Annotated in this window: 24 protein-coding genes and 2 tRNA genes; 18 read left to right on the top strand and 8 right to left on the bottom strand. The window is 66.2% G+C overall.

Features of this window, described 5'->3' with window-relative positions; translation table 11 throughout:
- Positions 1–102 precede the first annotated feature (102 nt).
- The 3 genes from BGO20_RS12330 (at position 103) to lon (ending at position 5,056) form a co-directional block, all read left to right on the top strand.
- Complete coding sequence (locus BGO20_RS12330) at positions 103–726, top strand: ATP-dependent Clp protease proteolytic subunit (RefSeq protein WP_291663709.1); 624 nt, start codon at positions 103–105, stop codon at positions 724–726.
- 272 nt (positions 727–998) lie between these two features.
- Positions 999–2,270, top strand: a complete 1,272-nt coding sequence (clpX, locus tag BGO20_RS12335; RefSeq protein ID WP_291663707.1) for an ATP-dependent Clp protease ATP-binding subunit ClpX — start codon at positions 999–1,001, stop codon at positions 2,268–2,270.
- Between the two features lie 362 nt (positions 2,271–2,632).
- Complete coding sequence (gene lon / locus BGO20_RS12340; RefSeq protein WP_291663705.1) at positions 2,633–5,056, top strand: endopeptidase La; 2,424 nt, start codon at positions 2,633–2,635, stop codon at positions 5,054–5,056.
- Between the two features lie 212 nt (positions 5,057–5,268).
- Here lon and BGO20_RS12345 read toward each other — a convergent pair.
- Positions 5,269–5,344: transfer RNA gene (locus tag BGO20_RS12345), tRNA-Val, on the bottom strand.
- A gap of 74 nt (positions 5,345–5,418) precedes the next feature.
- Between BGO20_RS12345 and BGO20_RS12350 the strand changes: the two genes are divergently transcribed.
- Both BGO20_RS12350 and BGO20_RS12355 read left to right on the top strand, forming a co-directional pair.
- Complete coding sequence (locus tag BGO20_RS12350) at positions 5,419–5,886, top strand: hypothetical protein (protein WP_291663704.1); 468 nt, start codon at positions 5,419–5,421, stop codon at positions 5,884–5,886.
- A 149-nt stretch (positions 5,887–6,035) separates the two neighbouring features.
- Positions 6,036–6,112 (top strand) — tRNA-Asp (locus BGO20_RS12355).
- A gap of 187 nt (positions 6,113–6,299) precedes the next feature.
- Here BGO20_RS12355 and ligD read toward each other — a convergent pair.
- Together ligD and ku are read right to left on the bottom strand one after the other, a co-directional pair.
- Positions 6,300–8,804 (bottom strand): DNA ligase D, encoded by a 2,505-nt coding sequence (gene ligD / locus BGO20_RS12360; RefSeq protein WP_291663703.1) that lies wholly within the window; start codon positions 8,802–8,804, stop codon positions 6,300–6,302.
- Between the two features lie 27 nt (positions 8,805–8,831).
- On the bottom strand, positions 8,832–9,689 hold the full coding sequence (ku, locus tag BGO20_RS12365; protein ID WP_291663701.1) for a non-homologous end joining protein Ku: 858 nt from the start codon (positions 9,687–9,689) through the stop codon (positions 8,832–8,834).
- A 485-nt stretch (positions 9,690–10,174) separates the two neighbouring features.
- On the opposite strand from ku, the gene urtA reads away from it, so the two are divergent.
- From urtA to ureG, 13 genes are all read left to right on the top strand, one after another.
- A complete protein-coding gene (urtA, locus tag BGO20_RS12370; protein ID WP_465246031.1) occupies positions 10,175–11,464 on the top strand; it encodes an urea ABC transporter substrate-binding protein in 1,290 nt (429 codons plus the stop codon).
- A 172-nt stretch (positions 11,465–11,636) separates the two neighbouring features.
- Positions 11,637–13,238, top strand: a complete 1,602-nt coding sequence (gene urtB, locus BGO20_RS12375; protein ID WP_291663697.1) for an urea ABC transporter permease subunit UrtB — start codon at positions 11,637–11,639, stop codon at positions 13,236–13,238.
- Positions 13,235–14,374, top strand: a complete 1,140-nt coding sequence (urtC, locus tag BGO20_RS12380; protein ID WP_291663695.1) for an urea ABC transporter permease subunit UrtC — start codon at positions 13,235–13,237, stop codon at positions 14,372–14,374. The genes urtB and urtC overlap by 4 nt, the downstream gene beginning before the upstream one ends.
- A 5-nt stretch (positions 14,375–14,379) precedes the next feature.
- Entirely contained in the window at positions 14,380–15,144 is a 765-nt protein-coding gene (gene urtD / locus BGO20_RS12385; RefSeq protein WP_291663694.1) for an urea ABC transporter ATP-binding protein UrtD, read from the top strand.
- A gap of 2 nt (positions 15,145–15,146) precedes the next feature.
- Complete coding sequence (urtE, locus tag BGO20_RS12390; RefSeq protein WP_291663692.1) at positions 15,147–15,842, top strand: urea ABC transporter ATP-binding subunit UrtE; 696 nt, start codon at positions 15,147–15,149, stop codon at positions 15,840–15,842.
- Positions 15,843–15,889: 47 nt separating this feature from the next.
- A complete protein-coding gene (locus BGO20_RS12395) occupies positions 15,890–16,726 on the top strand; it encodes an urease accessory protein UreD (RefSeq protein WP_291663691.1) in 837 nt (278 codons plus the stop codon).
- An 11-nt stretch (positions 16,727–16,737) separates the two neighbouring features.
- A complete protein-coding gene (locus tag BGO20_RS12400; RefSeq protein WP_047579581.1) occupies positions 16,738–17,040 on the top strand; it encodes an urease subunit gamma in 303 nt (100 codons plus the stop codon).
- Positions 17,041–17,061: 21 nt separating this feature from the next.
- Entirely contained in the window at positions 17,062–17,643 is a 582-nt protein-coding gene (locus BGO20_RS12405) for a HupE/UreJ family protein (protein WP_291663688.1), read from the top strand.
- Positions 17,644–17,647: 4 nt separating this feature from the next.
- A complete protein-coding gene (locus BGO20_RS12410) occupies positions 17,648–17,953 on the top strand; it encodes an urease subunit beta (protein WP_291663686.1) in 306 nt (101 codons plus the stop codon).
- Positions 17,953–19,665: an urease subunit alpha gene (gene ureC, locus BGO20_RS12415; protein WP_291663684.1), complete on the top strand. Its 1,713-nt coding sequence runs from the start codon at positions 17,953–17,955 to the stop codon at positions 19,663–19,665. The genes BGO20_RS12410 and ureC overlap by 1 nt, the downstream gene beginning before the upstream one ends.
- 8 nt (positions 19,666–19,673) lie before the next feature.
- Positions 19,674–20,174, top strand: coding sequence for an urease accessory protein UreE (locus BGO20_RS12420; protein WP_291663683.1), 501 nt, complete (start codon positions 19,674–19,676; stop codon positions 20,172–20,174).
- Positions 20,119–20,829, top strand: a complete 711-nt coding sequence (locus tag BGO20_RS12425; RefSeq protein WP_465246032.1) for an urease accessory protein UreF — start codon at positions 20,119–20,121, stop codon at positions 20,827–20,829. The genes BGO20_RS12420 and BGO20_RS12425 overlap by 56 nt, the downstream gene beginning before the upstream one ends.
- Positions 20,826–21,443, top strand: coding sequence for an urease accessory protein UreG (ureG, locus tag BGO20_RS12430; RefSeq protein WP_291663682.1), 618 nt, complete (start codon positions 20,826–20,828; stop codon positions 21,441–21,443). The genes BGO20_RS12425 and ureG overlap by 4 nt, the downstream gene beginning before the upstream one ends.
- Before the next feature lie 59 nt (positions 21,444–21,502).
- Here the strand turns inward: ureG and BGO20_RS12435 are convergent, their stop codons facing one another.
- From BGO20_RS12435 to BGO20_RS12455, 5 genes are all read right to left on the bottom strand, one after another.
- Positions 21,503–22,318, bottom strand: coding sequence for an ABC transporter permease (locus BGO20_RS12435; RefSeq protein ID WP_291663681.1), 816 nt, complete (start codon positions 22,316–22,318; stop codon positions 21,503–21,505).
- A 1-nt stretch (position 22,319) separates the two neighbouring features.
- On the bottom strand, positions 22,320–23,234 hold the full coding sequence (locus BGO20_RS12440; protein ID WP_291663680.1) for an ABC transporter permease: 915 nt from the start codon (positions 23,232–23,234) through the stop codon (positions 22,320–22,322).
- Positions 23,231–24,373, bottom strand: a complete 1,143-nt coding sequence (locus BGO20_RS12445) for an ABC transporter ATP-binding protein (RefSeq protein ID WP_291663679.1) — start codon at positions 24,371–24,373, stop codon at positions 23,231–23,233. The genes BGO20_RS12440 and BGO20_RS12445 overlap by 4 nt, the downstream gene beginning before the upstream one ends.
- Positions 24,370–25,431: an ABC transporter substrate-binding protein gene (locus BGO20_RS12450; RefSeq protein ID WP_291663678.1), complete on the bottom strand. Its 1,062-nt coding sequence runs from the start codon at positions 25,429–25,431 to the stop codon at positions 24,370–24,372. Before BGO20_RS12450 ends, BGO20_RS12445 begins: the two co-directional genes overlap by 4 nt.
- A gap of 157 nt (positions 25,432–25,588) precedes the next feature.
- A complete protein-coding gene (locus BGO20_RS12455) occupies positions 25,589–26,887 on the bottom strand; it encodes an NAD(P)/FAD-dependent oxidoreductase (RefSeq protein WP_291663677.1) in 1,299 nt (432 codons plus the stop codon).
- Between the last annotated feature and the right edge of the window lie 9 nt (positions 26,888–26,896).

Consider the following 26,896-nt stretch of genomic DNA (forward strand, 5'->3'; position numbering starts at 1 on the left):
CCCTTTTCAGCCGCGCCTGCCGTGCTTATGTGGTTGTCTTCCTGACAGCCGCTGATTCGATAAATCGCCGCGACGCGGCGCTCTCACCCGAGGATTGACCCCATGCTTCGCGATCCGATCGAGACCTACAACAATCTCGTCCCGATGGTGGTCGAGCAGTCGAGCCGCGGCGAGCGCGCCTTCGACATCTATTCGCGCCTGCTGCGCGAGCGCATCATCTTCCTGACCGGCCCGGTCGAGGACGTCTCGGCCTCGCTCGTCGTCGCCCAGCTTCTCTTTCTGGAAGCCGAGAACCCGAAGAAGGAAATCTCCTTCTACATCAACTCGCCCGGCGGCGTGGTCACCTCCGGCCTGTCGATCTACGACACCATGCAGTTCATCCGCTGCCCGGTGACGACGCTCTGCGTCGGCCAGGCCGCCTCGATGGGCTCGCTCCTGCTGACGGCCGGCGCCAAGGACATGCGCTTCGCCCTGCCGAACGCCCGCATCATGGTTCACCAGCCCTCCGGCGGCTATCAGGGCCAGGTCACCGACATCCTGATTCACGCCAAGGAGGTCGAGAGCCTGAAGAAGCGGCTGAACGAGATCTACGTGAAGCACACCGGCCGCAGCTACGAGGAGATCCACAACGCTCTCGAGCGCGACAACTTCATGACGGCCGATCAGGCCAAGGAGTTCGGGCTGATCGACAAGGTCCTCGAAAAGCGGGCCGACGAGCCGGCGTGAGGCTGCGGCGGGCAGGCCAGATCCTGTGGGTTGGCTCGCGGCCTTGGAATGCCCATATTGAAAGGCTATCGGCCTCGTGTTTGCATGGGGCCGGGGGTGAGCGGACAGGCGCTCCGTCATGAACCGGTTTGGGGCGGCCCTGCGTATCCGGATGTATCGGAACGGGTCGTTAACCTAATCATCGTGATCTGAGCGCTTATTTATGACGGAGGGACGACGTACGCATTCGCTTCGGCCTATGCGGCGCGGGCCTCCGGAACTGGAGATGGACAATGGCTAACAAGCCCGGCGGCGACTCGAAGAGCACGCTGTACTGCTCTTTCTGCGGAAAGAGCCAACACGAGGTCCGCAAGCTGATCGCGGGGCCGACGGTGTTCATCTGCGATGAATGCGTCGAGCTCTGCATGGACATCATCCGCGAGGAATCGAAATCCGCGCTGGTGAAGTCGAAGGACGGCGTGCCGACCCCGAAGGAGATCCGCAAGGTTCTGGACGACTATGTCATCGGCCAGGAGCACGCCAAGAAGGTGCTCTCGGTGGCGGTCCACAACCACTACAAGCGCCTCAGCCACGCGACCAAGCACAACGACGTCGAGCTGGCGAAGTCGAACATCCTGCTGATTGGGCCGACCGGCTCGGGCAAGACGCTGCTCGCGCAGACGCTGGCCCGCATCCTCGACGTGCCCTTCACCATGGCCGACGCGACGACGCTGACCGAGGCCGGCTATGTCGGCGAGGATGTCGAGAACATCATCCTCAAGCTGCTCCAGGCCTCCGACTACAATGTCGAGCGGGCACAGCGCGGCATCGTCTATATCGACGAGATCGACAAGATCAGCCGCAAGTCGGACAACCCCTCGATCACCCGGGACGTCTCGGGCGAGGGCGTCCAGCAGGCGCTGCTCAAGATCATGGAGGGCACCGTCGCCTCCGTGCCGCCGCAGGGCGGGCGCAAGCATCCGCAGCAGGAGTTCCTGCAGGTGGACACGACCAACATCCTGTTCATCTGCGGCGGTGCCTTCGCCGGGCTGGACAAGATCATCTCGGGCCGCGGCAAGGGAACCTCGATCGGCTTCGGGGCCTCCGTGCAGGCGCCGGACGAGCGCCGCACCGGCGCGATCTTCCGCGATGTCGAGCCTGAGGATCTTCTGAAGTTCGGCCTGATCCCCGAATTCGTCGGCCGCCTGCCGGTTCTGGCGACGCTGGAGGATCTCGACGAGGCTGCGCTGAAGACCATCCTGACCGAGCCGAAGAACGCGCTGGTGAAGCAGTATCAGCGCCTGTTCGAGATGGAGGACACCCAGCTGACCTTCACCGACGAGGCCGTGAGCCTGATCGCCCGCAAGGCCATCGAGCGCAAGACCGGCGCGCGCGGCCTGCGTTCGATCATGGAAGGCATCCTGCTCGAGACCATGTACGAATTGCCGGGGCTGGAAGGCGTCGAGCAGGTCGTCATCGGCCCAGAGGCGGTGGAGAACAAGGCCCGCCCGCTCTTCATCTATGCCGAGCGCGAGGACGAGACCAAGACGGCCTCCGCCTCCTGAGCGGCGTCCGCATCGCGACGACGGAACGCGCGCCGCTTGGCGCGCGTTTTGCGTTTTGATCGACACGCCCGCGCCGCAGTGCCGCATTGCGGCAGGCCGGTTCGAAACTAAAACACGCGGCACCAAACCGAAGGTGGGTTTACCGAGGGTTTCCGGCCACGCAAGGCAGCGGTGCATGAACCGGTTGCCTCGCTTGAAAGCCGGCGAGGAAGTCTCCACCTTAGGTCCACTTGCGAGAGTCGCATGCCTGTCGAGGGTGCGGCACGCGAGGGCGGAAGGGTGAATGGTCGCCCTGGCCGCATACGTCCGATCGTTCCGCCCATCTTGGGGGTTCGCCGGGCGCAACTGCAAAGGACAAGTCAATGACGTCGACGCCCCGCGCTCCCTTCGTCTCTGGCGAAACCGGCACCTACCCGGTTCTGCCTCTGCGCGATATCGTCGTGTTTCCCCATATGATCGTCCCGCTCTTCGTCGGCCGTGAGAAGTCCATCCGCGCGCTCGAGGAAGTGGTGAAGACGGACGGGCTCATCCTGCTGGCCACGCAGAAGAACGCCGGCGACGATGACCCGCAGCCCAACGAGATTTATGAGATCGGCACGCTCGCCCGCGTGTTGCAATTGCTGAAGCTGCCCGACTCCACCGTGAAGGTGCTGGTCGAGGGCGTCGGCCGCGCCAAGGCCTCGTCCTATTCCGCCAGCGACTCCTTCTATGAGGCGGAAGCCACCGGCCTCGCCGAGGAGGAGGGCAAGAAGGTCGAGATCGAGGCTCTGGCCCGCTCGGTCGTCTCGGAGTTCGAGAGCTATGTGAAGCTCAACAAGAAGATCTCTGGCGAGATCGTCGCAGCCGTCTCGCAGATCGACGAGCCCACCAAGCTCGCCGACACGGTCGCCTCGCATCTGGCGGTCAAGATCGCCGATCGGCAGGCCGTGCTGGAGATCACCAACGTCGCCCATCGTCTGGAGAAGGTCCTGTCGCTCATGGAGAGCGAGATGTCCGTGCTCCAGGTCGAGAAGCGCATCCGCTCGCGCGTCAAGCGCCAGATGGAGAAGACCCAGCGCGAGTACTATCTCAACGAACAGATGAAGGCGATCCAGAAGGAGCTGGGCGACGGCGAGGAAGGCCGTGACGAGCTGGCCGAGCTGGAAGAGCGCATCGCCCAGACCAAGCTGACCAAGGAAGCCCGCGACAAGGCGACGGCCGAGCTGAAGAAGCTGCGCCAGATGTCGCCGATGTCCGCGGAAGCGACCGTGGTGCGCAACTATCTGGACTGGATGCTCGGGATCCCGTGGGGCAAGAAGTCGAAGATCAAGAAGGACCTCAACGCCGCCCAGCTGGTGCTCGATGACGATCATTTCGGCCTCGACAAGGTCAAGGACCGCATCGTCGAATATCTCGCCGTGCAGCAGCGCGCCAACAAGCTCGCCGGTCCGATCCTGTGCCTCGTCGGCCCTCCGGGCGTCGGCAAGACCTCGCTCGGCAAGTCGATCGCCAAGGCGACCGGCCGCGAGTTCGTGCGCATGTCGCTCGGCGGCGTGCGTGACGAGGCCGAGATCCGCGGTCACCGCCGCACCTATATCGGCTCGATGCCCGGCAAGATCATCCAGTCGATGAAGAAGGCCAAGACCTCGAACCCGCTCATCCTGCTCGACGAGATCGACAAGATGGGCCAGGACTTCCGTGGCGACCCCTCGGCGGCCCTGCTGGAGGTGCTCGATCCCGAGCAGAACTCGACCTTCAACGATCATTACCTCGAGGTCGATTACGACCTGTCGAACGTGATGTTCGTGACGACGGCGAACACGCTGAACATCCCGCCGGCCCTGCTGGACCGCATGGAGGTTATCCGCATCGCCGGCTACACCGAGGAAGAGAAGACCGAGATCGCCCGCAAGCACCTGATCGCGAATGCGATCAAGAAGCACGGGCTCGACGGCAAGGAGTGGTCGATCACCGATCAGGCCCTGCAGACGCTGGTGCGGCGTTACACCCGCGAGGCTGGCGTCCGTAACCTGGAGCGCGAGATCTCCAACACGGTCCGCAAGGGCGTGAAGGACATCGTGCTCGGCAAGAAGGCGAAGGTGGTCGTCGACGAGCCGCTGCTCGAGGAGTATCTCGGCCCGCCGCGCTATCGCTACGGCATGGCGGAGACGGAGAATCAGGTCGGTGTCGTCACCGGCCTGGCCTGGACCGAGGTCGGCGGCGAACTGCTGACGATCGAGGGCGTCATGGTGCCCGGCAAGGGCCGCATGACCGTCACCGGCAACCTGCGCGACGTGATGAAGGAATCGATCTCGGCGGCGGCATCCTATGTCCGCTCGCGGGCCGTCGATTTCGGCATCGAGCCGCCGCTCTTCGACCGGCGTGACATCCACGTCCACGTTCCCGAGGGCGCGACCCCGAAGGACGGCCCGTCGGCCGGCATCGCGATGGCGACCACCATCGTCTCGATCCTGACCGGCATCCCGACCAATCGCGACGTCGCCATGACCGGCGAGGTCACGCTGCGGGGCAGGGTGCTGCCGATCGGCGGTCTGAAGGAGAAGCTCCTGGCGGCTCTGCGCGGCGGCATCAAGAAGGTGCTGATCCCCGAGGAGAACGCCAAGGACCTGATCGACCTGCCGAAGTCGGTGAAGGACGGCATGGAGATCATCCCGGTCGCGCGCATGGAGCAGGTGCTCCAGCATGCGTTGACCCGCCAGCCGGTTCCGATCGTCTGGGAAGAGGATCTCAAGGCTCCGCTGCCCAAGGGCGGCGACGAGGATCCGGCGGGCGTCGTCGCCCACTGACCGCGATTACATCGACCCGGGCCGCCGGCGCGCAAGCGCCGGCGGCTTTTTTGCGGGTCGTTTGGGCAGGCAGCCGCGGTTTGCCCGGCGAGGACCTCGGTCCAGACCTGGCGCGCGGGCAGTCGTGGGCATATCTTGGGCGCCAAGAGACGTTTGGCGGAGCGTCCGTATAAGCGGGCGCAAAAACCGATCACTCGGCAATGGTTTGAACATGGTGGGCGGTGACGGGCTCGAACCGCCGACATTCTCGGTGTAAACGAGACGCTCTACCAACTGAGCTAACCGCCCTTGCGCTCGCGTTTAAGGCCTTGTCGCCCTGATCGCAAGCCGCCTCGCAACGAGTTGCGCCGCCGAAGCGCCGCTTGCGGAATTCCGCCATCTTCCTCGGCACTCATGCCGGGATGACCATCGGACCATCGCATTCACGCAGTGCCGCGCGCCTGCTTCTCGTCACGGCGCTCACCGGCGTGCAGCCTGCGATGGCGCAGTCAGCGGTGCCCGATTCCTTCTTCGCGGGGCGGCCGGCCTTTTCGCAACCGGAGCAGCCGGGGGTCCCCGCGAGCTGCGAGAGCATCGCCGCGCAGCTTCCCGATTCGGTCCCGCCCGATTCCCGTGTCGACATGGCGATCGCCGGGCCGGTCACGCTGATCCAGAGCGACGGTACTGTCTGGTATGTCGCGGTCTGTGCCGATCCGGGCGTGCGCGTGCTCTGCGTGACCTACGGCGCGGGCGATCTCAAGCTGGGCGACATTGCGGTGCTGCGCGGTGGCTACAGCCGCCAGAATACCCGCCACGTGATGCTCGATCCCTGCCTCGCCTCGCGCGAATGAGCCCTCGACCGGCCTCGCGGCAACTGCCGCTGCGCGTGGTCCGGGATAATTTCCCGCCGATGTGATTTTGCCGGCATCGGGCGCTTGACACTTCCGGCCGGGGGCAATACTCACCACCCCGCTGCCGGCGAATGCCCCAGCCGCCCTGCGCGGGCGTAGCTCAGTTGGTTAGAGTGCCGGCCTGTCACGCCGGAGGTCGCGGGTTCGAGCCCCGTCGCCCGCGCCATTTAAATCAAGAACTTAGGTTCCCTTTTCGCTTGCCGCCTCCTTGAGGCGGTGATCCGGCGTCCGCCTCTCCGCCCCCTTTGCCATCTCCTGTTGCGGTCGCTGCGCGCTGGCAGGCCAAAGCCTGCGTGCACCCCGACGCCGACCGGCCTCGAGCGCCGACGGCGGCCGTGCGATGCCCCAAGGCATCAGCGCTTCTTCAGCGGCCGCGCCTGAGCGCGAAAATCGGGCCAGGCATCTTCGAGCGCGGCGCCAACGAGACCGGCGACCTTGAAGCCGTCCGGCTGCGTTCGCTCGATGGCTTCCCATCGGATCGGCATCGCGACGGCGGCCCCGGCTCGTGCGCGCGTCGAATAGGGCGCGATCGCGGTGGCGCCGCGGCCGTTGCGCAGGTAGTCGATGAAGATTCGCCCCTTGCGCGCCTCCATCGACAGCGTCGCCGTGAAGCGTTTCGGTTCGGCCTGCTCCATCGCCTTGGCGAAGTCGCGCGCGAAACCCTTGACCTGCGCCCAGTCTGCCTGAGGCTCGAGCGGGACGACGACGTGGAAGCCCTTGCCGCCCGAGGTCTTGAGGAAGCTGGAGAAGCCGAGCTCCGCCAGACGGTCGCGCACCGCAAGCGTGGCGCTGCGCAGCTCTTCCAGATCGATCCCCTTGTCCGGGTCCATGTCGAAAATGACCTGGTCGGGCGTCTCGATCGCATCGACGGTTGCACCCCAGACATGGATCTCGACGGTACCGAGCTGAACCAACGCGGCAAGCCCGTCGAAGTCGCCGATCGAGAGCAACTCCTCGCCATCGCTGTCGCGCTGGGTCCGGATGGCGTCGTGCATGCCGGGAGAGGCGTGCTTCTGGAAGAAGCGCTGCCCCGCGATCCCGTCCGGCGCGCGCACCAGGCTGAGCGGTCGGTTCAGCACGAAGGGCTTCATCAGCGGCCAGACATGGGCGTAGTAGTCGAGCAGCCCTTGCTTGGTCAGGCCGGTGTCGGGCCAGAGCGTCTTGTCGGGGCTGCTCAGCTTCACATCCGTCATGGCTGTCTGCTCCACGGCCTGCCTGCGGTTCGCCGCCTTCGGCAACTTGGCCGCGCCCTGCTCCGCGGGGGGCCGTTCAGCCTGCACCTCTCGTGCGGGCTTGTCCTCGCGCAGGCCGAGGAAGGAAGCATGGCGCAAGGTCTTCGATGCGGTCCAGGCCCGGAACTCGACTTCCGCGACGAGCTCCGGCTTGACCCAGACGATGCCGCGCTCGCGCCCTGCCGATCCGTCGAAGGGCGAGGCGTTGGTCTTCAGCTTGTCGAGCCGCGCCTTGAGCGCGGCGGCCGATTTCTGGGTGAAGCCGGTGCCCACACGCCCGGCCGGCTTGAGCGTGCCCTTCTCGTAATAGCTGGTGACGATCGAGCGCAGTGTTCGCCCGGAGGCTGACGAGGGAACGTAGCCGGCGATCACGAATTCCTGTCGCAAGGTGCATTTCGACTTGATCCAGTCGCGTCCGCGCCCGCTCCTGTAGGGCGCGTCGCTGCGCTTGGAGACGACGCCTTCGAGGCCGATGCGGCAGGCATGGCGCAGCATCGCCTCGCCCGGTGCGAGGAAATGTTCGCTCAGGCGCAGCGGTCCTTCGTCCGGTGCCCCGGAGAGCAGACCCGCCAGCCGCTCCTTGCGGGCAAGGAGCGGGTCGCTGCGCAAGTCCTCGCCATCGAGAAAGAGCAGGTCGAAGGCGAAGAAGACGAGTTCTTCGGTCTTCCCCTCCGACAAGGCCGCCTGAAGCGCCGGGAATGACGAGCCGGTCTCGGATAGAGCGACGATCTCGCCGTCGATCAGGGCGGATTCGCAGGGCAGTTGCGCAAGTTGCTCGACGAGCCGCTTGCCGAAGCGGTCGGTCCAGTCGAGACCCGAGCGCGTCAGCAGCTTCACCCTGCCGTTTGCGATGCGGGCCTGGAGGCGATAGCCGTCGAACTTGACCTCGTGCAGCCAGGCCTCGCCCTCCGGCGGCTTGGCCTGCAGGGTCGCAAGGCAGGGCTCGACGAAAGCCGGCATGGCCGCCCCGTCGGCAGGCTTCTTTGGCGAGGAGGCGGCACGTTGCTGGGGCTTGCGGGCAGTCCGCTTCGCCGGTGGGTCGTCATCGCTCGCGGCCTGGCCAATCGCCTCGACGCTCATACCGGACTTCACCGAATCCGGTTCCGTTTCGAGAATGTCCTCGTCGCGCCTGGCCGCCGCATCGTCGGCCTTGATCAGCAGCCAGTTGTCGCGCTTCTCACCGCGTCGCGGCTTCATTCTCACGAGATGCCATTTGCCGGTGAGCTTGTGCCCTTCCAGCGTGAAGGTCAGGTGGCCCTTCTCCATGCCGGCCGCCGGGTCATCTTCCGGCAGCCATTTACCTTCGTCCCAGACGATGACGGAGCCGGCACCATATTGTCCCTTCGGGATAGTCCCTTCGAAGGAGCCGTATTCCAGCGGATGATCCTCGACATGCACGGCCAGGCGCTTGTCGTCGGGGTCGTGGCTGGGGCCGCGCGTCACCGCCCAGGACCACAGCACGCCGCCATGCTCGAGCCTGAGATCGTAGTGCAGCCGCCTCGCCGCATGCTTGTGCACGACGAAGAGGCCGCCGGCGTCGGCGGGGCGCCGTCGGGTCCTGGAGCCCTCGGGCTCGCGGGTCCTGCGGAAGTCACGCTTGGCGCGGTAGAGATCGAGGTTCGACATCGACGGCTTCCTTCGCGACGGCGTTGATCAGGCGCTCTTCTTGCTTTTGGAGGCTGACTTCGGCGTGGTCTTGCGCGGCTTGCGGGCAGCGGGCTGGGCAGTCTTGGAATCGGCGGCCAGGCTCTTCTTGAGCGCGTCGAACAGGTTGACGACGTTGGGCGGTCGTTCGGGGGCCTGGACGACCGGCGGCTTGCGCCCCTTCCGTTTCGCCTCGATGAGCGCAAGCAGCGCGTCCTCGTAGCGGTCGTCGAAACCCGACGGGTCGAACGGGGCGAGCTTCTTGTCGATGATGTGCGTGGCGAGGGAGACCAGTTCGCTGTCGAGCTTGCGCGACGGCAGACCCTCGAAGATCTCCTCGGGCTTGCGCACCATCTTGTCGTAGCGCAGGGTCGTCAGCAGCAGCCCTTTGTCGAACGGCTCGATCATCACCGGCCGTTCCCGCCGATACAGCACGATCCGGGCTATGCCGGCCTTGCGCTCCTTGGCCATTGCGGCGCGGATGACCGCGAAGGCCTCCTCCGAAACCTCGTCCGCCGGCGTGACGTAATAGGGCGTATCGAAGTAGATCGGCGGAATGTCGGCGCGGTCAACGAAGGACTCGACCGACAGCGTGTGCGAGGATTCGACCTGGACGGCGTCGATCTCATCCTCTTCCACGAGGAGATATTCGTCGTCGCCGATCTCGTAGCCCTTGACCTCGTCGGCGTCATCGACCGGCTTGCCAGTGACGCTGTCGACATATTGGCGCCGCACCGTGTGCCCGGTCTTGCGATTGATGATGCGGAAGGAGACCTTCTCGCTGCGATCGGTCGCGCTGGTCAGTTCGATCGCGCAGGACACCAGCGAAAGCTTGAGATAGCCCTTCCAGGCGGGACGCGGAGCCATGACGCAGCCTCTTCGTTCTCAGGTCGAACCGGCTCGCGCTCGGCGCAGACATCCCGGCTCTGTCGCTCAACCAGCGGGCGGCCGAACTGGTTCCGGATGTGGATGCGCGCCCCCCGCCCGAACCACATGGTGTCGCGCAAAGCCACTTCGGGCCAGGATCGAAAATGCTCCCGGCTCAGCCATTCTGTGACCGACCTTGTCCCGCCGGCCTGCCTCGCCTGGAACCATTTGACTAAAATTGCGGCACGAAAGTTCCGCAAGGTCAACTCGGCTACAAAAGAGGCAGATTGCCGGTGGCGCCTTCGCATCCGGCGCTGCCTTGCCGGCGCTGCGGCGGCCTGATGCAGCGCCGGCGCGCGCATTTTCGCAGTCTCAAAGCACCGGCAAGGGTTGGCACATCGCTTGCGTTGACAGGGGTCATGGGCCTTGGGGGCCCGTCGGTGTCGAGGGGACACCGCCAACCCGTCTTCGTTCGGGAGATGTCCGTGAACAGCAACCGTCGCGAATTTCTAGGCACGGCCCTTGCCGGTGCCGCCTTCCTTGGGGCCTCCCGGCTGCCGGCAGCGGCGCAGCAGGACACCATCAAGGTCGGCATCCTTCACTCTCTGTCGGGGACGATGGCCATCTCCGAGACGACGCTGAAGGACGTCATGCTGATGCTCATCGAGGAGCAGAACAAGAAGGGCGGCGTTCTCGGCAAGAAGCTGGAGGCCGTTGTCGTCGACCCCGCCTCGAACTGGCCGCTCTTCGCCGAGAAGGCCCGCGAGCTGATCACCAAGGACAAGGTCGCGGCCTGCTTCGGCTGCTGGACCTCCGTGTCGCGCAAATCGGTGCTGCCGGTCTTCAAGGAGCTCAACAACATCCTGTTCTACCCCGTCCAATACGAGGGCGAGGAGAGCGAGCGCAACGTCTTCTACACCGGCGCCGCGCCGAACCAGCAGGCGATCCCCGCCGTCGACTATCTCGCCAAGGAGGAGAAGGTCGAGCGCTGGGTGCTGGCCGGCACCGACTATGTCTATCCGCGCACGACCAACAAGATCCTCGAGGCGTATCTGAAGTCCAAGGGCGTGAAGCCCGAGGACATCATGATCAACTACACGCCCTTCGGCCATTCCGACTGGCAGACGATCGTCTCCGACATCAAGAAATTCGGCTCGGCCGGCAAGAAGACGGCGGTGGTCTCGACCATCAACGGGGACGCCAACGTGCCGTTCTACAAGGAGCTCGGCAACCAGGGCATCAAGGCGACCGATATCCCGGTCGTCGCCTTCTCGGTTGGCGAGGAGGAATTGGCCGGCATCGACACCAAGCCGCTGGTCGGCCACCTCGCGGCCTGGAACTACTTCGAGTCGATCGATACGCCGGAGAACAAGGCCTTCATCAAGCAGTGGCAGGCCTTCACCAAGAATCCGAAGCGCGTCACCAACGATCCGATGGAGGCCCATTACATCGGCTTCAACATGTGGGTGAAGGCGGTCGAGAAGGCCAAGAGCATCGATCCGGACAAGGTCATCGACGCGCTGCCTGGCATCGAGCAAGCCAACCTGACCGGCGGCGTCTCGAAGATGCTGCCGAACCACCACATCACCAAGCCGGTCTTCATCGGCGAGATCAAGGAGGACGGCCAGTTCGACGTGGTCTGGAAGACGGCCGGCCTGGTCCCGGGCGACGCCTGGTCGAAGGAACTCGACGGCTCCAAGGACCTGATCGGCGACTGGGTCGACAAGAAGTGCGGCAACTTCAACGTCAAGACCAACAAGTGCGGCGGCGCATGAGATCGTGAGGGGGAGGGGCGGGACGGGAAACATCCCGGCCGCCCCTCGTTTCGCCGCCGGCCAGAGCGGTTTCGCCGTTGGGCCCCTATCCCGAGCAGCGAGGGCACCCGTTAGTGCCGCGCCTCGGAGTGAGGGCTGGAAATCAAGTAGAACCGGGAGACGAGCCGGGTTGATGTCCTTTCTGCACCGCCTGCTGCATGCCGGAGTGATTCTCGTCGCGCTGGTCGCCGCGTCCGTCGCCTCCTTTGCGCAGAGCGCCGACGAGGCGTTCAAGCGCTTTGCTGCCGGGACCTACTCCGATACGGCGCGGGCGGTCGAGCTGCTCGTCGCCAGCGCCAATCCCCGCGCAGCCCTGGTTGTCGAGGCGCTGAACGACGGGCGCTTGCTCGCGGGCGCGGGCGGCGTCGTTGTCAAGACGCCGGAAGGCGGCTTCGTCGACGCGGCGACCGGCGCTGCACTGGCAGCGTTGCCGGCCGAGGTGAAGCCGGTCCGCCTCAACAATGCAGTGCGTCGCGCGGTGCAGGCGGCGCTCGGCGGGCTCGGTCTGCTCGATCCAGATCCCGAGAGGCGGCTCGCGGCCGCCGAAGCCGTCTTCAAATCGCGCGACGCCGGCCTCCTGCCGATCGTCGAGAGCGCGATTGCCAAGGAAACCGATGCCCGTGCCCGCGCCGCATTGCGTCAGGCCCAGGCCGCGATTCTGATCGCCCGGCCGGACGTCCAGCCGCTGGACCGGCTCGCCGCGATCGAGGTGCTGCGGGACCGTGGCGACCAGGATGCGCTCGCGACCCTGCGAGCCCTTCCGCCGGACGCCCCGCCGGCCCTCAGGGAGGCCCAGGCCAAGGCCATTGCCGGGATCGAGGGACGGCTGAAGCTGTGGGCCGTCGCGCAGAATCTCTGGTACGGGCTGTCGCTCGGCTCGGTGCTGCTGCTCGCCGCCATCGGTCTTGCCATCACCTTCGGCGTCATGGGCGTGATCAACATGGCCCATGGCGAGATGGTCATGCTCGGCGCCTACACCACCTTCGTGGTGCAGGAGCTGATCCGCGCCCACGCGCCCTGGCTGTTCGACTGGTCGCTCGCCATCGCGCTGCCGGCCGCCTTCATCGTCGCCGGCGCGGTCGGCATCGCCATCGAACGCGGCGTCATCCGCTTTCTTTACGGTCGTCCGCTGGAGACGCTGCTCGCGACCTGGGGCATCAGCCTGATCCTGCAGCAGGCGGTCCGCACCGCTTTCGGCCCGACCAATCGCGAGGTCGGTGCGCCCTCCTTCATGTCGGGCGCCTTTGAACTCGGTGGTCTGGCAATCACCTATAACCGACTCTGGATCATCGTCTTTGCCGCGCTGGTTTTCGCCGCGCTGCTCGCCATCCTGAAGCTGACTCCGATGGGCCTGCAGATGCGCGCCGTCACCCAGAACCGGCGCATGGCCTCGGCCATGGGCATCCGCACCGGCCGCATCGACGCGCTGACCTTCGGGCTGGGTTCGGGCGTGGCGGGGCTCGCCGGCGTCGCGCTCTCGCAGATCGATAATGTCAGCCCCAATCTCGGCCAGAGCTACATCATCGACTCGTTCATGGTCGTGGTCTTCGGCGGCGTCGGGAATCTGTGGGGCACGCTCGTCGGCGCCATGACGCTCGGCGTCGCCAACAAACTGCTCGAACCCTATGCCGGTGCCGTGCTCGGCAAGATCGCGCTGCTCGTCTGCATCATCCTCTTCATCCAGAAGCGCCCGCGCGGCCTGTTCGCGCTCAAGGGCCGGGCGGTGGAAGCATGATCACCCGCTTCCTCCTGCAGAACATGGACCGGCGCGGCAGCGTTTTCCTCGCCGTCCTTCTCGCGCTGGCAGTGCTGGTGCCGCTCTCGAACCTGCTGCTGCCGCCGACCTCGGCCATCCATGTCTCGACCTCGACGATGTCGCTCTGGGGCAAATATCTCTGCTACGCGCTGCTGGCGGTCTCGCTCGACCTGGTCTGGGGCTATTGCGGCATCCTCTCGCTCGGGCATGGTGCCTTCTTCGCGCTCGGCGGCTACGCCATGGGCATGTACCTGATGCGCCAGATCGGCTCGCGCGGCGTCTATGGCAACCCCATCCTGCCCGATTTCATGGTCTTCCTGAACTGGCAGGAGCTGCCCTGGTATTGGTGGGGCTTCTCCTCCTTCCCCTTCGCGATGCTGATGGTGCTGGCCGTGCCCGGCCTGCTCGCCTTCGTCTTCGGCTGGTTCGCCTTCCGCTCGCGCGTCACCGGCGTCTATCTCTCGATCATCACGCAGGCCCTGACCTATGCGCTGTTGCTCGCCTTCTTCCGCAACGACATGGGCTTCGGCGGCAATAACGGGCTGACTGATTTCAAGGACATCCTCGGCTTCAACATCCAGGCGCAAGCGACTCGTGCTGCTCTGTTTTCCATGACCTGCGTCATGCTGGCGGCCGGCTTCCTGATCGCGCGCGGCATCGTCGTCTCGAAGCTCGGCAAGGTCGTCATCGCGATCCGCGACGCCGAATCGCGCACCCGCTTCCTCGGCTACCGGGTCGACCGCTTCAAGCTCTTCGTCTTCACCGTCTCGGCCTGCATGGCGGGCGTCGCCGGCGCGCTCTACGTGCCGCAGGTCGGCATCATCAACCCCAGCGAATTCGCGCCGGCCAATTCGATCGAGACGGTGATCTGGGTCGCGGTCGGCGGACGCGGCACGCTGGTCGGCGCTGCGCTCGGCGCCGTGGTGGTGAACTGGGCGAAGACCGTCTTCACCTCCGGCTTCATGGCGCCCTATTGGCTCTTCGCGCTCGGCGGGCTCTTCGTCGTCGTCACGCTCTTCCTGCCGAAGGGTATCCTCGGCACGGCGGAGGCACTCTGGGCGCGCCGTCGGAAGCCGGACAGCACCCCGGCGGCCGAGCCGGCCCCGGCGGAGTAACGGTGATGAACGCTCCCGTGCCCGGCGCTCTCACCTCTTCGCTGCTCTATCTCGACGGCGTCAGCGTCTCCTTCGACGGCTTCAAGGCCATCCGCGGACTGTCGCTCACCATCGAACCCGGCGAGATGCGCGCGATCATCGGCCCCAACGGCGCCGGCAAGACCACGATGATGGACATCATAACCGGCAAGACCAAGCCGGATGTCGGGACCGTGATGTTCGCCGGCACAGTCGACCTGACCAGGCTCGACGAGGCCGCCATCGCCAATCTCGGCATCGGCCGCAAATTCCAGAAGCCGACGGTCTTCGATTTCCATACGATCGAGGACAATATCCTGCTCGCGCTGAAGTCGAGACGCACCGTCGGCAGGACACTGTTCTGGAAGACTGAACCCGACCAGCAGAAGCGCATCGACGAGATCCTCGGCATTGTGAAGCTCGCCGACAGGCGCGACCGGCTCGCCGGCTCGCTGTCCCACGGCCAGAAGCAGTGGCTCGAGATCGGCATGCTGCTGGCTCAGGACCCGAAGCTCCTGCTCGTGGACGAGCCCGCCGCCGGCATGACGGACGGCGAGACGGCGCAGACGGCGGTGCTGCTCAAGGAGATCGCGAGGGATCATTCGGTGATCGTGGTCGAGCACGACATGGGCTTCATCCGCGAGCTCGGCGTGAAGGTCACGGTGCTGCACGAGGGCTCGGTGCTGGCGGAGGGCCCGCTCGACCAGGTCAGCGCCAACGAGCGCGTCGTCGAAGTCTATTTGGGGCGGTGATCATGCTGACCGTAGACGCCATCGACCTGCATTACGGTGCTGCCCAGGCGCTGCGCCATGTCTCGATCGCGGCCGAAACCGGCAAGGTCACCTGCGTTATGGGCCGCAACGGCGTCGGCAAGACCTCGCTGATGCGCGCCATCGTCGGCCATCAGCCGATTTCCGGCGGGCATATCCGCTTTGACGGCGAGGATATCTCGGGCCTGCGCAGCGAGGATCGTGCTCGCGCCGGCATCGCCTATGTGCCGCAGGGGCGGGAGATCTTCCCTCTGCTGACGGTGAAGGAGAATCTGGAGACCGGCTTCGCGCCGCTGAAGCGGAAGGACCGCTACGTCCCGGATGAGCTCTTCGACCTGTTCCCCGTGCTGAAGACCATGCTGGGCCGGCGCGGCGGAGACCTCTCGGGTGGCCAGCAGCAGCAGCTCGCGATCGCGCGGGCGCTGGTGACCCGACCCAGGCTGCTGGTGCTGGACGAGCCAACCGAGGGCATCCAGCCCTCGATCATCAAGGATATCGGGCGCGCCATCGACTATCTGCGACAGAAGGGCGGCATGGCGATCGTGCTGGTCGAGCAGTATTTCGACTTCGCCCGCGATCTCGCCGACACCATGTTCGTGATGGACCGCGGCGAGGTTGTGCTGTCGGGGCCGATGAGCGAGCTTGACGGAGCGCAGGTTCAAAGACTGATTCAGGTCTGATGAGCCTCACGCCTCCGTGCCGAGCCTGACGGGAAGCACCGCCGACGATGCTGGCGATAACCGATCTCCAGAACCTCGCACCGGCGCGAATGCAGCGCGCCTACGGGCAGGCAAGCGTCTCGTTTCATGCCCGCGAAGGCCGGACCCATCTCGATCGGCTCTTCCAGGAAGGCTGCGCCAAACTGCGCTTTCCGCGCCCGCTCGGAACCGACGCGCCGCAGGCGATCCTCATCAACACCGCGGGCGGTCTGACCGGCGGCGACCGCTTCGGTACGGAGGTGAAGCTGGCGGAGAAGGCGCAAACCTGCATCACCACCCAGGCCTGCGAGCGCGTCTACCGCTCGACGGGGGCGGATGCCGTCGTCACCAACCGCCTGCGGCTCTCGCCCGGCGCCCGGCTCGCCTGGCTTCCGCAGGAGACGATCCTGTTCGATGGCGGGCGCCTGTCCCGCACGCTCGACGTCGATCTCGCCGGCGATTCCGAGCTGGTCGCGGTCGAGGCGGTGCTGTTCGGCCGGCAGGCTATGGGCGAGACCTTGCAGAGCGGCCATCTGCACGATCGCTGGCGCATCCGGCGCGACGGCCGCCTGATCTTCGCCGACGATCTGCGCGCCGAGGACCAGATCGCCGCCCGGCTCGCGCCACAGCCCGCCATGGCCGGCTGCCGCGCGATGGCGACGGTGCTGTTCGCTGGTCCGGCACCCGAGCGCTTCCTGGATCAGGCCCGGTCGATCATCGGGCCGGGCGGCGGCGCCAGCGCCTGGAACGGCAAGTTTCTCGCGCGGCTGGTCGAGGAGACCGGGCTCGCGCTCCGGCGGCGGCTGGAGCCGCTGCTCACCCTTCTCCTGGGCGGCCGGCCGCTGCCCAAGGTCTGGCAACTCTAGGGACTGACGGCATGAACCTGACACCGCGCGAGAAGGATAAGCTCCTGATCTCCATGGCAGCCATGGTGGCCCGGCGCCGGCTCGAGCGCGGCGTGAAGCTCAACCATCCCGAGGCCATCGCCCTGATCTCCGATTTCGTCGTCGAAGGCGCGCGCGATGGCCGCAGCGTCGCCGATCTGATGGAGGCCGGCGCCCATGTCGTCAGCCGCGCGCAGGTCATGGAAGGCGTTGCCGAGATGATCCACGACGTGCAGGTCGAGGCCACTTTCCCAGACGGCACCAAGCTCGTCACCGTCCACGAACCGATCCGTTGAGCGCGCAAGCCGGAGGCTGCCATGAAGAGACTGTCCCTCGCCCTGATCCTGAGCGTCGGCGCCGCGAGCCCGGCCTTCGCCCATCTCAACCCGGCCGAGCACGGCTCGTTCGCCGCCGGCTTCTCGCATCCGCTCTTCGGCGCGGACCATATCCTTGCGATGGTCGGCGTCGGCCTCTGGGCCTTCCTCGTTGGCGGGCGCGCCATTTGGATGATTCCAACCGCCTTCGTCGTCACGATGATGCTCGGCTTCGCCGCGGCGCTCGCCGGCATCGGCCTGCCTTTCGTGGAGCCGACCATCGCGGCCTCGATCGTGGTTCTCGGCCTGCTGGCGCTGGTCGCGCTTCAGGTTCCGGTCGTCGTCGGTATGGCCGTGGTCGGCTTCTTCGCGCTGTTCCACGGCTATGCGCATGGGGGCGAGATGGGCGAGGCGACGAGCCTGTCCTTCATGATCGGATTCGCGATGGCGACGGCCTTGCTGCATGCGGTCGGCATCGGCATCGGCCTTGCCGGCAACGCGCTCTCGCATCGCGGCCGGATCGCGGCGCGCATCGCCGGTGGCCTGACCGCGCTCGGCGGGCTTTGGCTGGTCGCGGGAGCCTGATCGCATGATTCCCGGAGAGGTCTTTCCCGCCGAAGGCGACATCGTCCTCAACGAGGGCGCGCAGCAGGTCACGCTGCTCGTCGCCAATACCGGCGACCGACCGATCCAGGTCGGCTCGCACTACCATTTCTTCGAGACCAACGACGCGCTCGATTTCGACCGCACTGCCGCCCGCGGCATGCGGCTCGACATCGCTGCCGGCACGGCCGTTCGGTTCGAGCCCGGCCAACAGCGCGAGGTTCGCCTCGTGCCGTTCGGCGGGGCACGCGCCGTCTACGGCTTCCAGCAGAAGGTGATGGGGAAACTCTGATGCCGGCCAAGCTCTCCCACGCCGCTTACGCGCAGATGTACGGACCGACGGTCGGCGATCGTGTCCGGCTCGCCGATACCGACCTGATCATCGAGGTCGAGAAGGACTTCACCGTCTATGGCGAGGAGGTGAAGTTCGGCGGCGGCAAGGTCATCCGCGACGGCATGGGTCAGAGCCAGGCGAGCCGCGCCGAGGGCGCGGTCGACACCGTCATCACCAATGCGCTGATCGTCGACCACTGGGGCATCGTGAAGGCGGATGTCGGGTTGAAGGACGGGCGGATCGTCGCCATCGGCAAGGCCGGCAACCCGGATACGCAGCCCGGTGTCACCATCGTCATCGGCCCGGGTACGGAAGCCATAGCAGGCGAGGGCAAGATCCTCACGGCCGGCGGCGTCGACGCGCATATCCATTTCATCTGCCCGCAGCAGATCGACGAGGCGCTGATGTCCGGCGTCACCACCATGCTCGGCGGCGGCACCGGCCCGGCCCATGGCACGCTGGCGACGACCTGCACGCCCGGCCCCTGGCATCTCGGCCGGATGATCCAGTCCTTCGACGCCGTGCCGATCAATCTCGGCCTCTCCGGCAAGGGCAATACCTCGAAGCCGGCGGCGTTGATCGAGATGATCGAGGGCGGCGCCTGCGCGCTCAAGCTCCACGAGGACTGGGGCACGACGCCGGCCGCGATCGACAACTGCCTCAGCGTTGCCGACGATCACGACATTCAGGTCATGATCCACACCGACACGCTGAACGAGAGCGGCTTCGTCGAGGACACGGTCGCGGCCTTCAAGGGCCGCACCATCCACGCCTTCCACACGGAAGGTGCCGGCGGCGGCCACGCACCGGATATCATCAAAGTCTGTGGGTTGAGTAACGTCATCCCGTCCTCGACCAATCCGACGCGGCCCTACACGCAGAACACCATCGCCGAACATCTCGACATGCTGATGGTCTGCCATCACCTCTCCCCCTCCATCCCGGAGGACATCGCCTTCGCCGAGAGCCGCATCCGCAAGGAAACGATCGCAGCTGAGGACATCCTGCACGATATCGGCGCCTTCTCGATCATCTCGTCGGACAGCCAGGCCATGGGTCGCGTCGGCGAGGTCGCGATCCGCACCTGGCAGACCGCGCACAAGATGAAGCTCCAGCGTGGGCGCCTGCCCGGGGAGACCGGCGACAACGATAATCTGCGCGTGCGCCGCTACATCGCGAAATACACGATCAATCCGGCTATCGCGCAGGGTCTTTCGAAGCATGTCGGCTCGGTCGAGGTGGGCAAGCGCGCCGATCTGGTGCTCTGGAATCCGGCATTCTTCGGCGTGAAGCCCGAGATGGTGCTGGTCGGCGGCATGATCGCGGCCGCGCCGATGGGCGACCCCAACGCCTCGATCCCGACGCCGCAGCCGATGCATTACCGACCGATGTTCGGGACCATGGGCCGCGCACCGGCCATGTCCTCCGTCACCTTCGTCAGCCAGGCGGCGATCGCCAATGGCCTCAAGGAGAAGCTCGGCGTCGCCAAGGGCATGCTCGCGGTCGAGAACACGCGTGGCGGCATCTCCAAGGCCTCGATGGTCCTCAACGACGCCACCCCGCATATGGAGGTCGACCCCGAGACCTATGAGGTGCGGGCCGATGGCGAGCTCCTGACCTGCGAACCCGCGACCGTGCTGCCGATGGCGCAGCGCTATTTCCTGTTCTGAGGCCTCACATGCTCCGCGCCATTTCCCATAGCCACGGCGGAGGCGACAAGCCCGTCGGCACGCTCCGGCTCGACCATGCCGCCCGGCATCTGCGTCGCAAGCTCGTCACCACCGATCAGGGTGAGGAGATCATGGTCGATCTGCCCGAGCCCGTGCTCTTCGCCGATGGGGACAGGCTCGTGCTCGACGATGGCCGCGCCGTCGCGATCGTTGCTGCCGAGGAGGAGCTCTACGAGGTGCTGCCGGGTACATGCCCGTTGCGCCATCTCGCCTGGCATCTCGGCAACCGCCATCTGCCGGCGCAGATCGACGAAACCCGCATCCTGATCCAGCGCGACCACGTCATCCGGGCGATGCTCGAAGGGCTCGGCGCCTCCGTGCGCGAGGTCGTGGCGCGCTTCCAACCGGTGCACGGCGCCTATCACGCACATGGGCACGATCACGGGCACGGCCATGCTCATCATCACGATCATAGCCATGGGCACGGCCATCACCACCACCATGACTGAGGCTGCCACTCTCGCGCGCCTGATGACATGGCTCTCCCCGGCCTTTCCGGTTGGCGCCTTCGCCTATAGCCATGGGCTGGAGCGGGCGATCCATGACGGGCTGATCCGGACTCGCTCAGACTTGCGCGAATGGCTGGAGGCGCTGCTGGAGCAGGGCTCGGCCTGGAATGACGCCGTCTTGCTGGCCGAATCCTGGCGCAAGACCAGCGCGGGCGATGACATTGCAGGCGTCGCGGAACTGGCCGAAGCGATGTCCGGTTCGCGCGAGCGCCACATGGAAACGACGCTGCAAGGCGGTGCCTTCGTCGAGGCGATGTCGGCCTGGAGCGGAGAGCCGTCAAGCGGGGAGGAGCGGCCGATCGCTTATCCCGCGGCCGTCGGCGCGGCCGCTGCACGCCATGGCGTCGCGCTGGAAGATGCGCTCACCGCCTATCTCCACGCCTTCGCCTCGAATCTCGTCCAGGCCTGCGTGCGGCTGGTACCGCTCGGCCAGCGCGACGGAGTCGCGACGCTCGCGGCGCTGGAGCCGGTCGTCCTGCGGACGGCCCGGCGTGCCGCCGACTCGACGCTCGACGATCTCGGCTCCTGCACCATCCGCGCCGACATCCTGTCGATGAACCACGAAACACAGTACTCAAGGGTCTTTCGCTCGTGAAATCCTCCCATGGCCCGCTCCGGGTCGGCATCGGCGGCCCGGTCGGCGTCGGCAAGACCACGCTCACCGAGAAGCTCTGCAAGGCGATGCGGGACCGCTACTCGGTCGCCGTCGTCACCAACGATATCTTCACCAAGGAGGACGAGCTGATCCTCAACCGGCTTCAGGCCCTGCCGGAGGAGCGCATCATCGGCGTCGAGACCGGCGGCTGCCCGCATACCGCGATCCGCGAGGACGCCTCGATCAATCTCGCGGCCATTGCCGAGATGCGCCGCCGCTTCCCCGATCTCGACATCGTCTTCATCGAATCCGGCGGCGATAACCTCGCCGCGACCTTCTCGCCTGATCTCGCCGACATCACGCTCTATGTCATCGACGTCGCCGGTGGTGAGAAGATCCCGCGCAAGGGCGGGCCGGGCATCACCCGCTCGGACCTCTTGGTCATCAACAAGATCGACCTTGCGCCCTATGTCGGGGCCGATCTCGACGTGATGCGCTCGGATACGCAGAAGCAGCGCGCGGGGCGCCCCTTTGTGTTCAGCGACCTCAACCGCCTCACGGGGCTGGAGGACATTGTCGCATTCATCGAGAAGCAGGGCGGCCTCGCGGCCTGACCCCGGCGGGCGCCGGGCCAGAACCTGTGACGCCTGCCGCATTCGGTGGCTGCTGAGGATCAATCGTCGCGTTTTCCGAGGAGCTGCGAAACGGCCAGCAGCAGCGACGTCATCACGATCATGATCGTCGAGATCGCCGCGATGGTCGGATCGATCTGGTCCCGCAGCGCCAGGAACATCATGCGGGTCAGCGTCGCGTTGTCGCCGCCGGAGACGAACAGGGCGATCACCACCTCGTCGAAGGAGGTCAGGAAGGCCAGCACCGCGGAGGTAACGATCGCGAAGCCGATCTGCGGCACCGTTACCCGCAGGAACGCCTGCGTACGCGTGGCGCCGAGGCTGCGTGCAACCCGTTCCTGGTCGAGATCGAAGCTCTTCAGCGCGGAGCCGACGATCATCATCACGATCGGCACCGCCAGCATTGTATGGGCCAGCACGATGCCGAGAAACGAATTCACCATCTTCAGTTGCACATAGGCGTAGAACAGCGCGATGCCGACGAGAATGACCGGTACGATCGTCGGGGTCAGCAGAGCCAGGATCGCGATTCCGGCGAAGCGGAGCCGCGAGGCATGCAGCCCGTAGGCCGCCAGGGTCCCGAGCGGTGTCGCCAGCAGCGCCGTGCAGAAGCCGGCCTTGAAGGACGTCGCCGTCGCCGCCATCCAGCTCGGAGACGCAAAATAGGCCTCGTACCAGCGCAGCGACCATTCCCGCGGCGGGAACTCCAGGTACTGCGACTGGGAGAACGACATCGGGATGACGATCAGCGTCGGCAGCGCCAGGAAGGCGAGCACCAGCACGCCGAGCGCGTACAGCCAGAGCCGCGCGCGATGGCTGATCTGCGTATCGCTCGCGGGACGGTCGAGCCAGCCCATCTCAGTGCCCCGTCCCGAACAGGTCGGCACCGCGCGACAGCCGCGCCGCCAGCACCAGCACGACCAGCGTGATCACCAGCAGCACGACACCGAGCGCACTGGCTGCGCCCCAGTTGAAGAACAGCTCGATGTCGTTGGCGATGCGGTTGGAGACCATCGTCACCTTGCCGCCGCCGAGCATCGCAGGCGTGACGTAGAAGCCGAGGCAAAGCACGAAGACCAGCGAGGCGCCGGCCGTCAGTCCGGGCAGGGAGAGCGGAAAGAACACCGTCCGGAAGCCGTGTGCCGGCGTCGAGCCGAGGCTCGCTGCGGCGCGCAGCAGGTTGCGGTCGATCGCGCGCATCGTCCCGTAGAGCGGCAGCACCAGGAAGGGCAGCATGATGTGAACCATGCCGACCAGCGTTCCGCCGGTATTGTGTACGAGTTGCAGCGGCTCGCTCCACAGGCCGAGCTTCATGCCCCAGCTGTTCACCAGCCCGCTGCGTTGGAGCAGCACCAGCCATGCATAGGTGCGCACCAGCAGCGAGGTCCAGAACGGCAGGAGCACCGCGATCATGCAGAGATTGGCGATTCTTCGCGGCAGCTGCGACAGGAAATAGGCCAGCGGATAGCCGAGAAGGATGCAGATCGCGGTGGTCGCCAGGCTGATCTCGAACGTGGTGACGAAGGTGCGGGTATAGGACGGCTCGGCGAGCATCCTCCGGTAATTCGCCAGGCTGAGCGCTCCGCCGTCGTCCAGGAACGACAGGCTGAACAGCCAACCCACGGGCAGCAGCATGGTCACGGCGACCAGCAGGAGCGCGGGTGCGGCAAGCCCGGCGAGGCCCAGGCGCTCGCGCCAGTGGTCACGCCGCAGGGCGGCTGCGTGGAAATCGCCCGCCGGGCCGGCCGCAGCGTGAATGCTGCCGGCTGTCATTGGACCTGCCCCGGCTCGTCGGCGAGGAGCACCGTGTCGGCGATCGCGATGCCGATCCGGACGGGCTCTCCCGGCCGTATGGCTCCGGCATCGCCGCTGCGCGTGGTCTGCCGCACCGTCACGGGGCTGCCATCGTCCAGCACGGCCTGAAGCAGCAAGGTGTCGCCCTGGTAGATGACGCCGGTTACGCGGCCTTCGAAGCAGTTCATGCCCGCGCCTTCGCCCGTAGCCAGCAGGCGCAGCCGTTCCGGCCGCAACACCAGGGTGCAGCGGCGGCCGTGAGGCGGTGGCAGGCGAGGGGAGATCACCGTCGCGCCGGCCGCGCGGCAGATGCCGTCCGCCACCTCGACGTCCAGAAAGGAGGATTCGCCGATGAATTCCGCGACGAACCGGCTGCCGGGTTCGTCATAGATCGCGCGCGGCGTGTCGATGCGGGCGATCCGGCCCCGGTCGAGGACGGCGATGCGGTCCGACATCGTCAGCGCTTCGCGCTGGTCATGCGTGACATAGACCGTCGTGGTGCCGAGGCGCTCGTGAAGCTGGCGCAGTTCGATCTGCATCCGCTCCCGCAATTGCTTGTCGAGGGCCGAGAGCGGCTCATCCATCAGGATGATGCGCGGTTCGAAGACGATCGCGCGGGCAAGCGCGACGCGCTGGCGCTGCCCGCCGGAGAGCTGGTCGATGCGGCGGCGCCCGAAGCCGCCGAGCTGGAACATCTCCAGTGCCGCCTCGACCCGTCGTGCGATCTCGCCGGCCGGCACCCGCCGCAGCCTGAGCGGAAAGCCGACATTGCTCGCGACATCCATATGCGGGAACAGCGCGTAGTTCTGGAAGACCATGCCGATCTCGCGCTTGTGCGGCGCCAGCCGGACGACCTCGCTGTCGCCGAAGCGGATGCTGCCCCTGTCGGGCCGCAGGAAGCCGGCGATCGCCATGAGCAGCGTGGTCTTGCCCGAGCCGGAAGGGCCCAACAGGGTCAGAAACTCCCCGGGGCGCACATCGAGGTCGATTCCGTCGAGCACCGGCAGGGCGCCGTACGCCTTGCTCAGCTGCCGGATCGCGATCGGCAGCGCCTTCTCGGTCCCGGCAGCGGCGGCGGTCGACGCCGCCGGCCGCTGGTGATCGGCAGCCAGGTTCATTCGGTCAGCATGTTCTGGTAGGCGGCCGAAGCCTGGGCTTCGAATTTTATGTACCAGTCCAGATCGATCGGCAGCTGCTTGCGGGCATTGTCGGGGTGGGACGGCAGCGTCTTGGCATAAGCCGCGTCGATCGCGCCGCCGTCATAGGCTTTCTTGTTGGTCGGGCCGTAGGTGATGTACTTGGTGAACTCGGCCTGGTATTGCGGCTTGCTGATCTCCGCCAGGAACTTCATCGCGAGATCCTTGTGGGGCGCGCCCTTGGGCACTGCGAAACAGTCATAGTCGAGCAGCCCCTGATTGAAGGTATAGGCGACCTTGGCGCCATCCTTCGCGGCGACGTCGAAGCGACCGTTCCAGCCGGTGATCATATCGACCTCGCCGTCCTTCATCAGCTGCGCGTGCTGCGCGCCTGAGCTCCACCAGACCGCGATGTTCGGCTTCAACTCGCGGATCTTCTTGATCGCACGCTCGATGCCGCCGGGCTGGGATAGCACCTCGTAGACCTTGTCGGCCGGTACGCCATCCGCCATCAGGGCGGGTTCCAGGGCGCCCGCGACGCTCTTGCGGTAGGAACGCTTGCCCGGAAATTTCTTCACATCCCAGAAGTCGGCCCAGCTCTGGGGGCCGTTCTGGCCATATGTCTTGGTATTCCAGGCCATCACGGTCGAGAAGACATCGCCTCCGACGCAGTAGTCCTGCGCGGTTCCCGGCAGGAAGCTGGACGTGTCGATGACCTTGTAGTCGAGCTTCTCGAGGATACCCTCGGCTCCGGCTCGCGCCGCGCTGCCGGAACCGCTGGCGACAACATCCCAGGTCACTGCACCGGCCTTCACCTTCAGGCGCAAATCCGCGATGCTGCTGTAGGTCTCTTCCTTGATCTTGATGCCCAGCGCCTTGGCGGCCGGCTGGAAGAGCGCCTTGCTCTGCCCCTCCTGATAGGACCCGCCGAAGGAGACGACGGTCAGTTCCTGCGCCCAGGCGGGCGCGGCGCTCAACAGGCCTAGGCCTATGACCAGGGCAAGGGCCGGTCTCGTCGGCATGGTCGGCTGGCTCGGCATTCTCGGTACTCCTGTTCGGACGATGCGTTCCCTTGGCGATGTCCGTGCGGTTGGCCGGTCTTGCCGGCGTCCGCGCTGCCCGCCTCAAGCAGAATTTGATGAAATTGGTCTGGCCATAAGGTCCACTCTGAGAATTGGAGGCGACCAATCCGACAGGTCAGCGCGCCAGCCGGTCGCGCCAGCTGTAGTAGAGGACCGACGGTGCGAGGAACCAGGGGTTGCCGCTGTAGAAGGGCCGCGTCTGGAAGGGCAGCCCATCGAAGGCTGTCTTGCCTTCCGCGAGGCCGAGCACCTGCTGGCCGAGCCGCATGCCGAGATAGCTCGCCATGCCGACGCCCGAGCCGCAATAGCCCATGGCGTAATGCATGCCGTCGTGCCGGCCGACATGCATCAGCTCGTCGAAGCTGTAGGCGACGAGGCCGCACCAGGAATGGCTGATCTTGCGGCCTGCGAGTTCCGGGAAGATCCGGCTCATCGCGGCGTGCAGCAGCGGCCCGCTGCGGCGCGGATCGGTCTCGCTCAGCGAGACGCGACCACCGAACAGGATGCGGCGCCGGTCCGGCGAGGCGCGGTAGTAATAGACCACCTTGCGGGTGTCGCTGACGATGCGGTTCTTCGGGATCAGCCTGTCGACCAGTTCCGGCTCCAGCGCCTCGGTCGCGATGACATAGCTGCCGATCGGGATGACACGGCGGCTCAGCCAGCCGGTCAACGGCCCGGTGTAGCCATTGGTAGCGATGACGACGTCGCGGGTGCGGATCGTGCCGCGCGGCATCTGGACGAGAAAGTCCTGCCCGATGCGCTCGATGCCCGTCGCCGGGCAATGCGGCACGAGTTCCGCACCGGCCGCAACGACGCGCTGCAACAGGCCCTGATGGTAACGGGCGGGATTGATCGAGGCATGGCTCTCGTAGACGACGCCGCCATGGTAGAGATCGGAGCCGATCTCGCTGCGCTGCTGGGAACGCGGCACGACATGGCAGGCGACTTCCAGCCCCTTCGGCTGGGTTCCGACGCTGCGGGCCAGCTCCTCGTATCTGCCCGGCGCATGCGCCGCGTGGAAGCGGCCGACGACGCCGAAATCGCAGTCGATCTGCTCGTCGCGGACGAAATCGCCGATGTAGCGCAGCGAGTTCCGGCCTTCCTGCATGATTGCGAAGGCGCTCTCGCGGCCATGGCGGCGGGCGAGCTCATCGAAGCCCGGCTTTACGCTGGTCGAGATCTGGCCGCCATTGCGGGTGCTGCAGCCGAAGCCTGCCGCCTCGGCATCGAGGACCACGGTATGGCGCCCACCGCGCGCCGTCTGCAGCGCCGCCTGCAGGCCGGTATAGCCGGAGCCGACGACGACAACCTCAGCCTGCGGAGGTGGATCATTGCGCGGCAGGTCCGGCCGGGGCACCGCGTCCCACCAATAGGGCGCGGCCTTGAAATCATTGGCGAACAGATCGCTCGGCATCGTCTTGGT

The organism is Allobosea sp. 67-29, assembly GCF_001898115.1.
Taxonomy (GTDB): Bacteria; Pseudomonadota; Alphaproteobacteria; order Rhizobiales; family Beijerinckiaceae; genus Allobosea.

Excerpts from the sequence above, each read along its gene's own strand:
- BGO20_RS12330 (WP_291663709.1), top strand. The coding sequence starts at position 103 with ATGCTTCGCGATCCGATCGAGACCTACAACAATCTCGTCCCGATGGTG.
- clpX (WP_291663707.1), top strand. The coding sequence starts at position 999 with ATGGCTAACAAGCCCGGCGGCGACTCGAAGAGCACGCTGTACTGCTCT.
- lon (WP_291663705.1), top strand. The coding sequence starts at position 2,633 with ATGACGTCGACGCCCCGCGCTCCCTTCGTCTCTGGCGAAACCGGCACC.
- ligD (WP_291663703.1), bottom strand. The coding sequence starts at position 8,804 with ATGTCGAACCTCGATCTCTACCGCGCCAAGCGTGACTTCCGCAGGACC.
- ku (WP_291663701.1), bottom strand. The coding sequence starts at position 9,689 with ATGGCTCCGCGTCCCGCCTGGAAGGGCTATCTCAAGCTTTCGCTGGTG.
- urtB (WP_291663697.1), top strand. The coding sequence starts at position 11,637 with ATGTCCTTTCTGCACCGCCTGCTGCATGCCGGAGTGATTCTCGTCGCG.
- urtC (WP_291663695.1), top strand. The coding sequence starts at position 13,235 with ATGATCACCCGCTTCCTCCTGCAGAACATGGACCGGCGCGGCAGCGTT.
- urtD (WP_291663694.1), top strand. The coding sequence starts at position 14,380 with ATGAACGCTCCCGTGCCCGGCGCTCTCACCTCTTCGCTGCTCTATCTC.
- urtE (WP_291663692.1), top strand. The coding sequence starts at position 15,147 with ATGCTGACCGTAGACGCCATCGACCTGCATTACGGTGCTGCCCAGGCG.
- BGO20_RS12395 (WP_291663691.1), top strand. The coding sequence starts at position 15,890 with ATGCTGGCGATAACCGATCTCCAGAACCTCGCACCGGCGCGAATGCAG.
- BGO20_RS12400 (WP_047579581.1), top strand. The coding sequence starts at position 16,738 with ATGAACCTGACACCGCGCGAGAAGGATAAGCTCCTGATCTCCATGGCA.
- BGO20_RS12405 (WP_291663688.1), top strand. The coding sequence starts at position 17,062 with ATGAAGAGACTGTCCCTCGCCCTGATCCTGAGCGTCGGCGCCGCGAGC.
- BGO20_RS12410 (WP_291663686.1), top strand. The coding sequence starts at position 17,648 with ATGATTCCCGGAGAGGTCTTTCCCGCCGAAGGCGACATCGTCCTCAAC.
- ureC (WP_291663684.1), top strand. The coding sequence starts at position 17,953 with ATGCCGGCCAAGCTCTCCCACGCCGCTTACGCGCAGATGTACGGACCG.
- BGO20_RS12420 (WP_291663683.1), top strand. The coding sequence starts at position 19,674 with ATGCTCCGCGCCATTTCCCATAGCCACGGCGGAGGCGACAAGCCCGTC.
- BGO20_RS12425 (WP_465246032.1), top strand. The coding sequence starts at position 20,119 with ATGCTCATCATCACGATCATAGCCATGGGCACGGCCATCACCACCACC.
- BGO20_RS12435 (WP_291663681.1), bottom strand. The coding sequence starts at position 22,318 with ATGGGCTGGCTCGACCGTCCCGCGAGCGATACGCAGATCAGCCATCGC.
- BGO20_RS12440 (WP_291663680.1), bottom strand. The coding sequence starts at position 23,234 with ATGACAGCCGGCAGCATTCACGCTGCGGCCGGCCCGGCGGGCGATTTC.
- BGO20_RS12445 (WP_291663679.1), bottom strand. The coding sequence starts at position 24,373 with ATGAACCTGGCTGCCGATCACCAGCGGCCGGCGGCGTCGACCGCCGCC.
- BGO20_RS12450 (WP_291663678.1), bottom strand. The coding sequence starts at position 25,431 with ATGCCGAGCCAGCCGACCATGCCGACGAGACCGGCCCTTGCCCTGGTC.
- BGO20_RS12455 (WP_291663677.1), bottom strand. The coding sequence starts at position 26,887 with ATGCCGAGCGATCTGTTCGCCAATGATTTCAAGGCCGCGCCCTATTGG.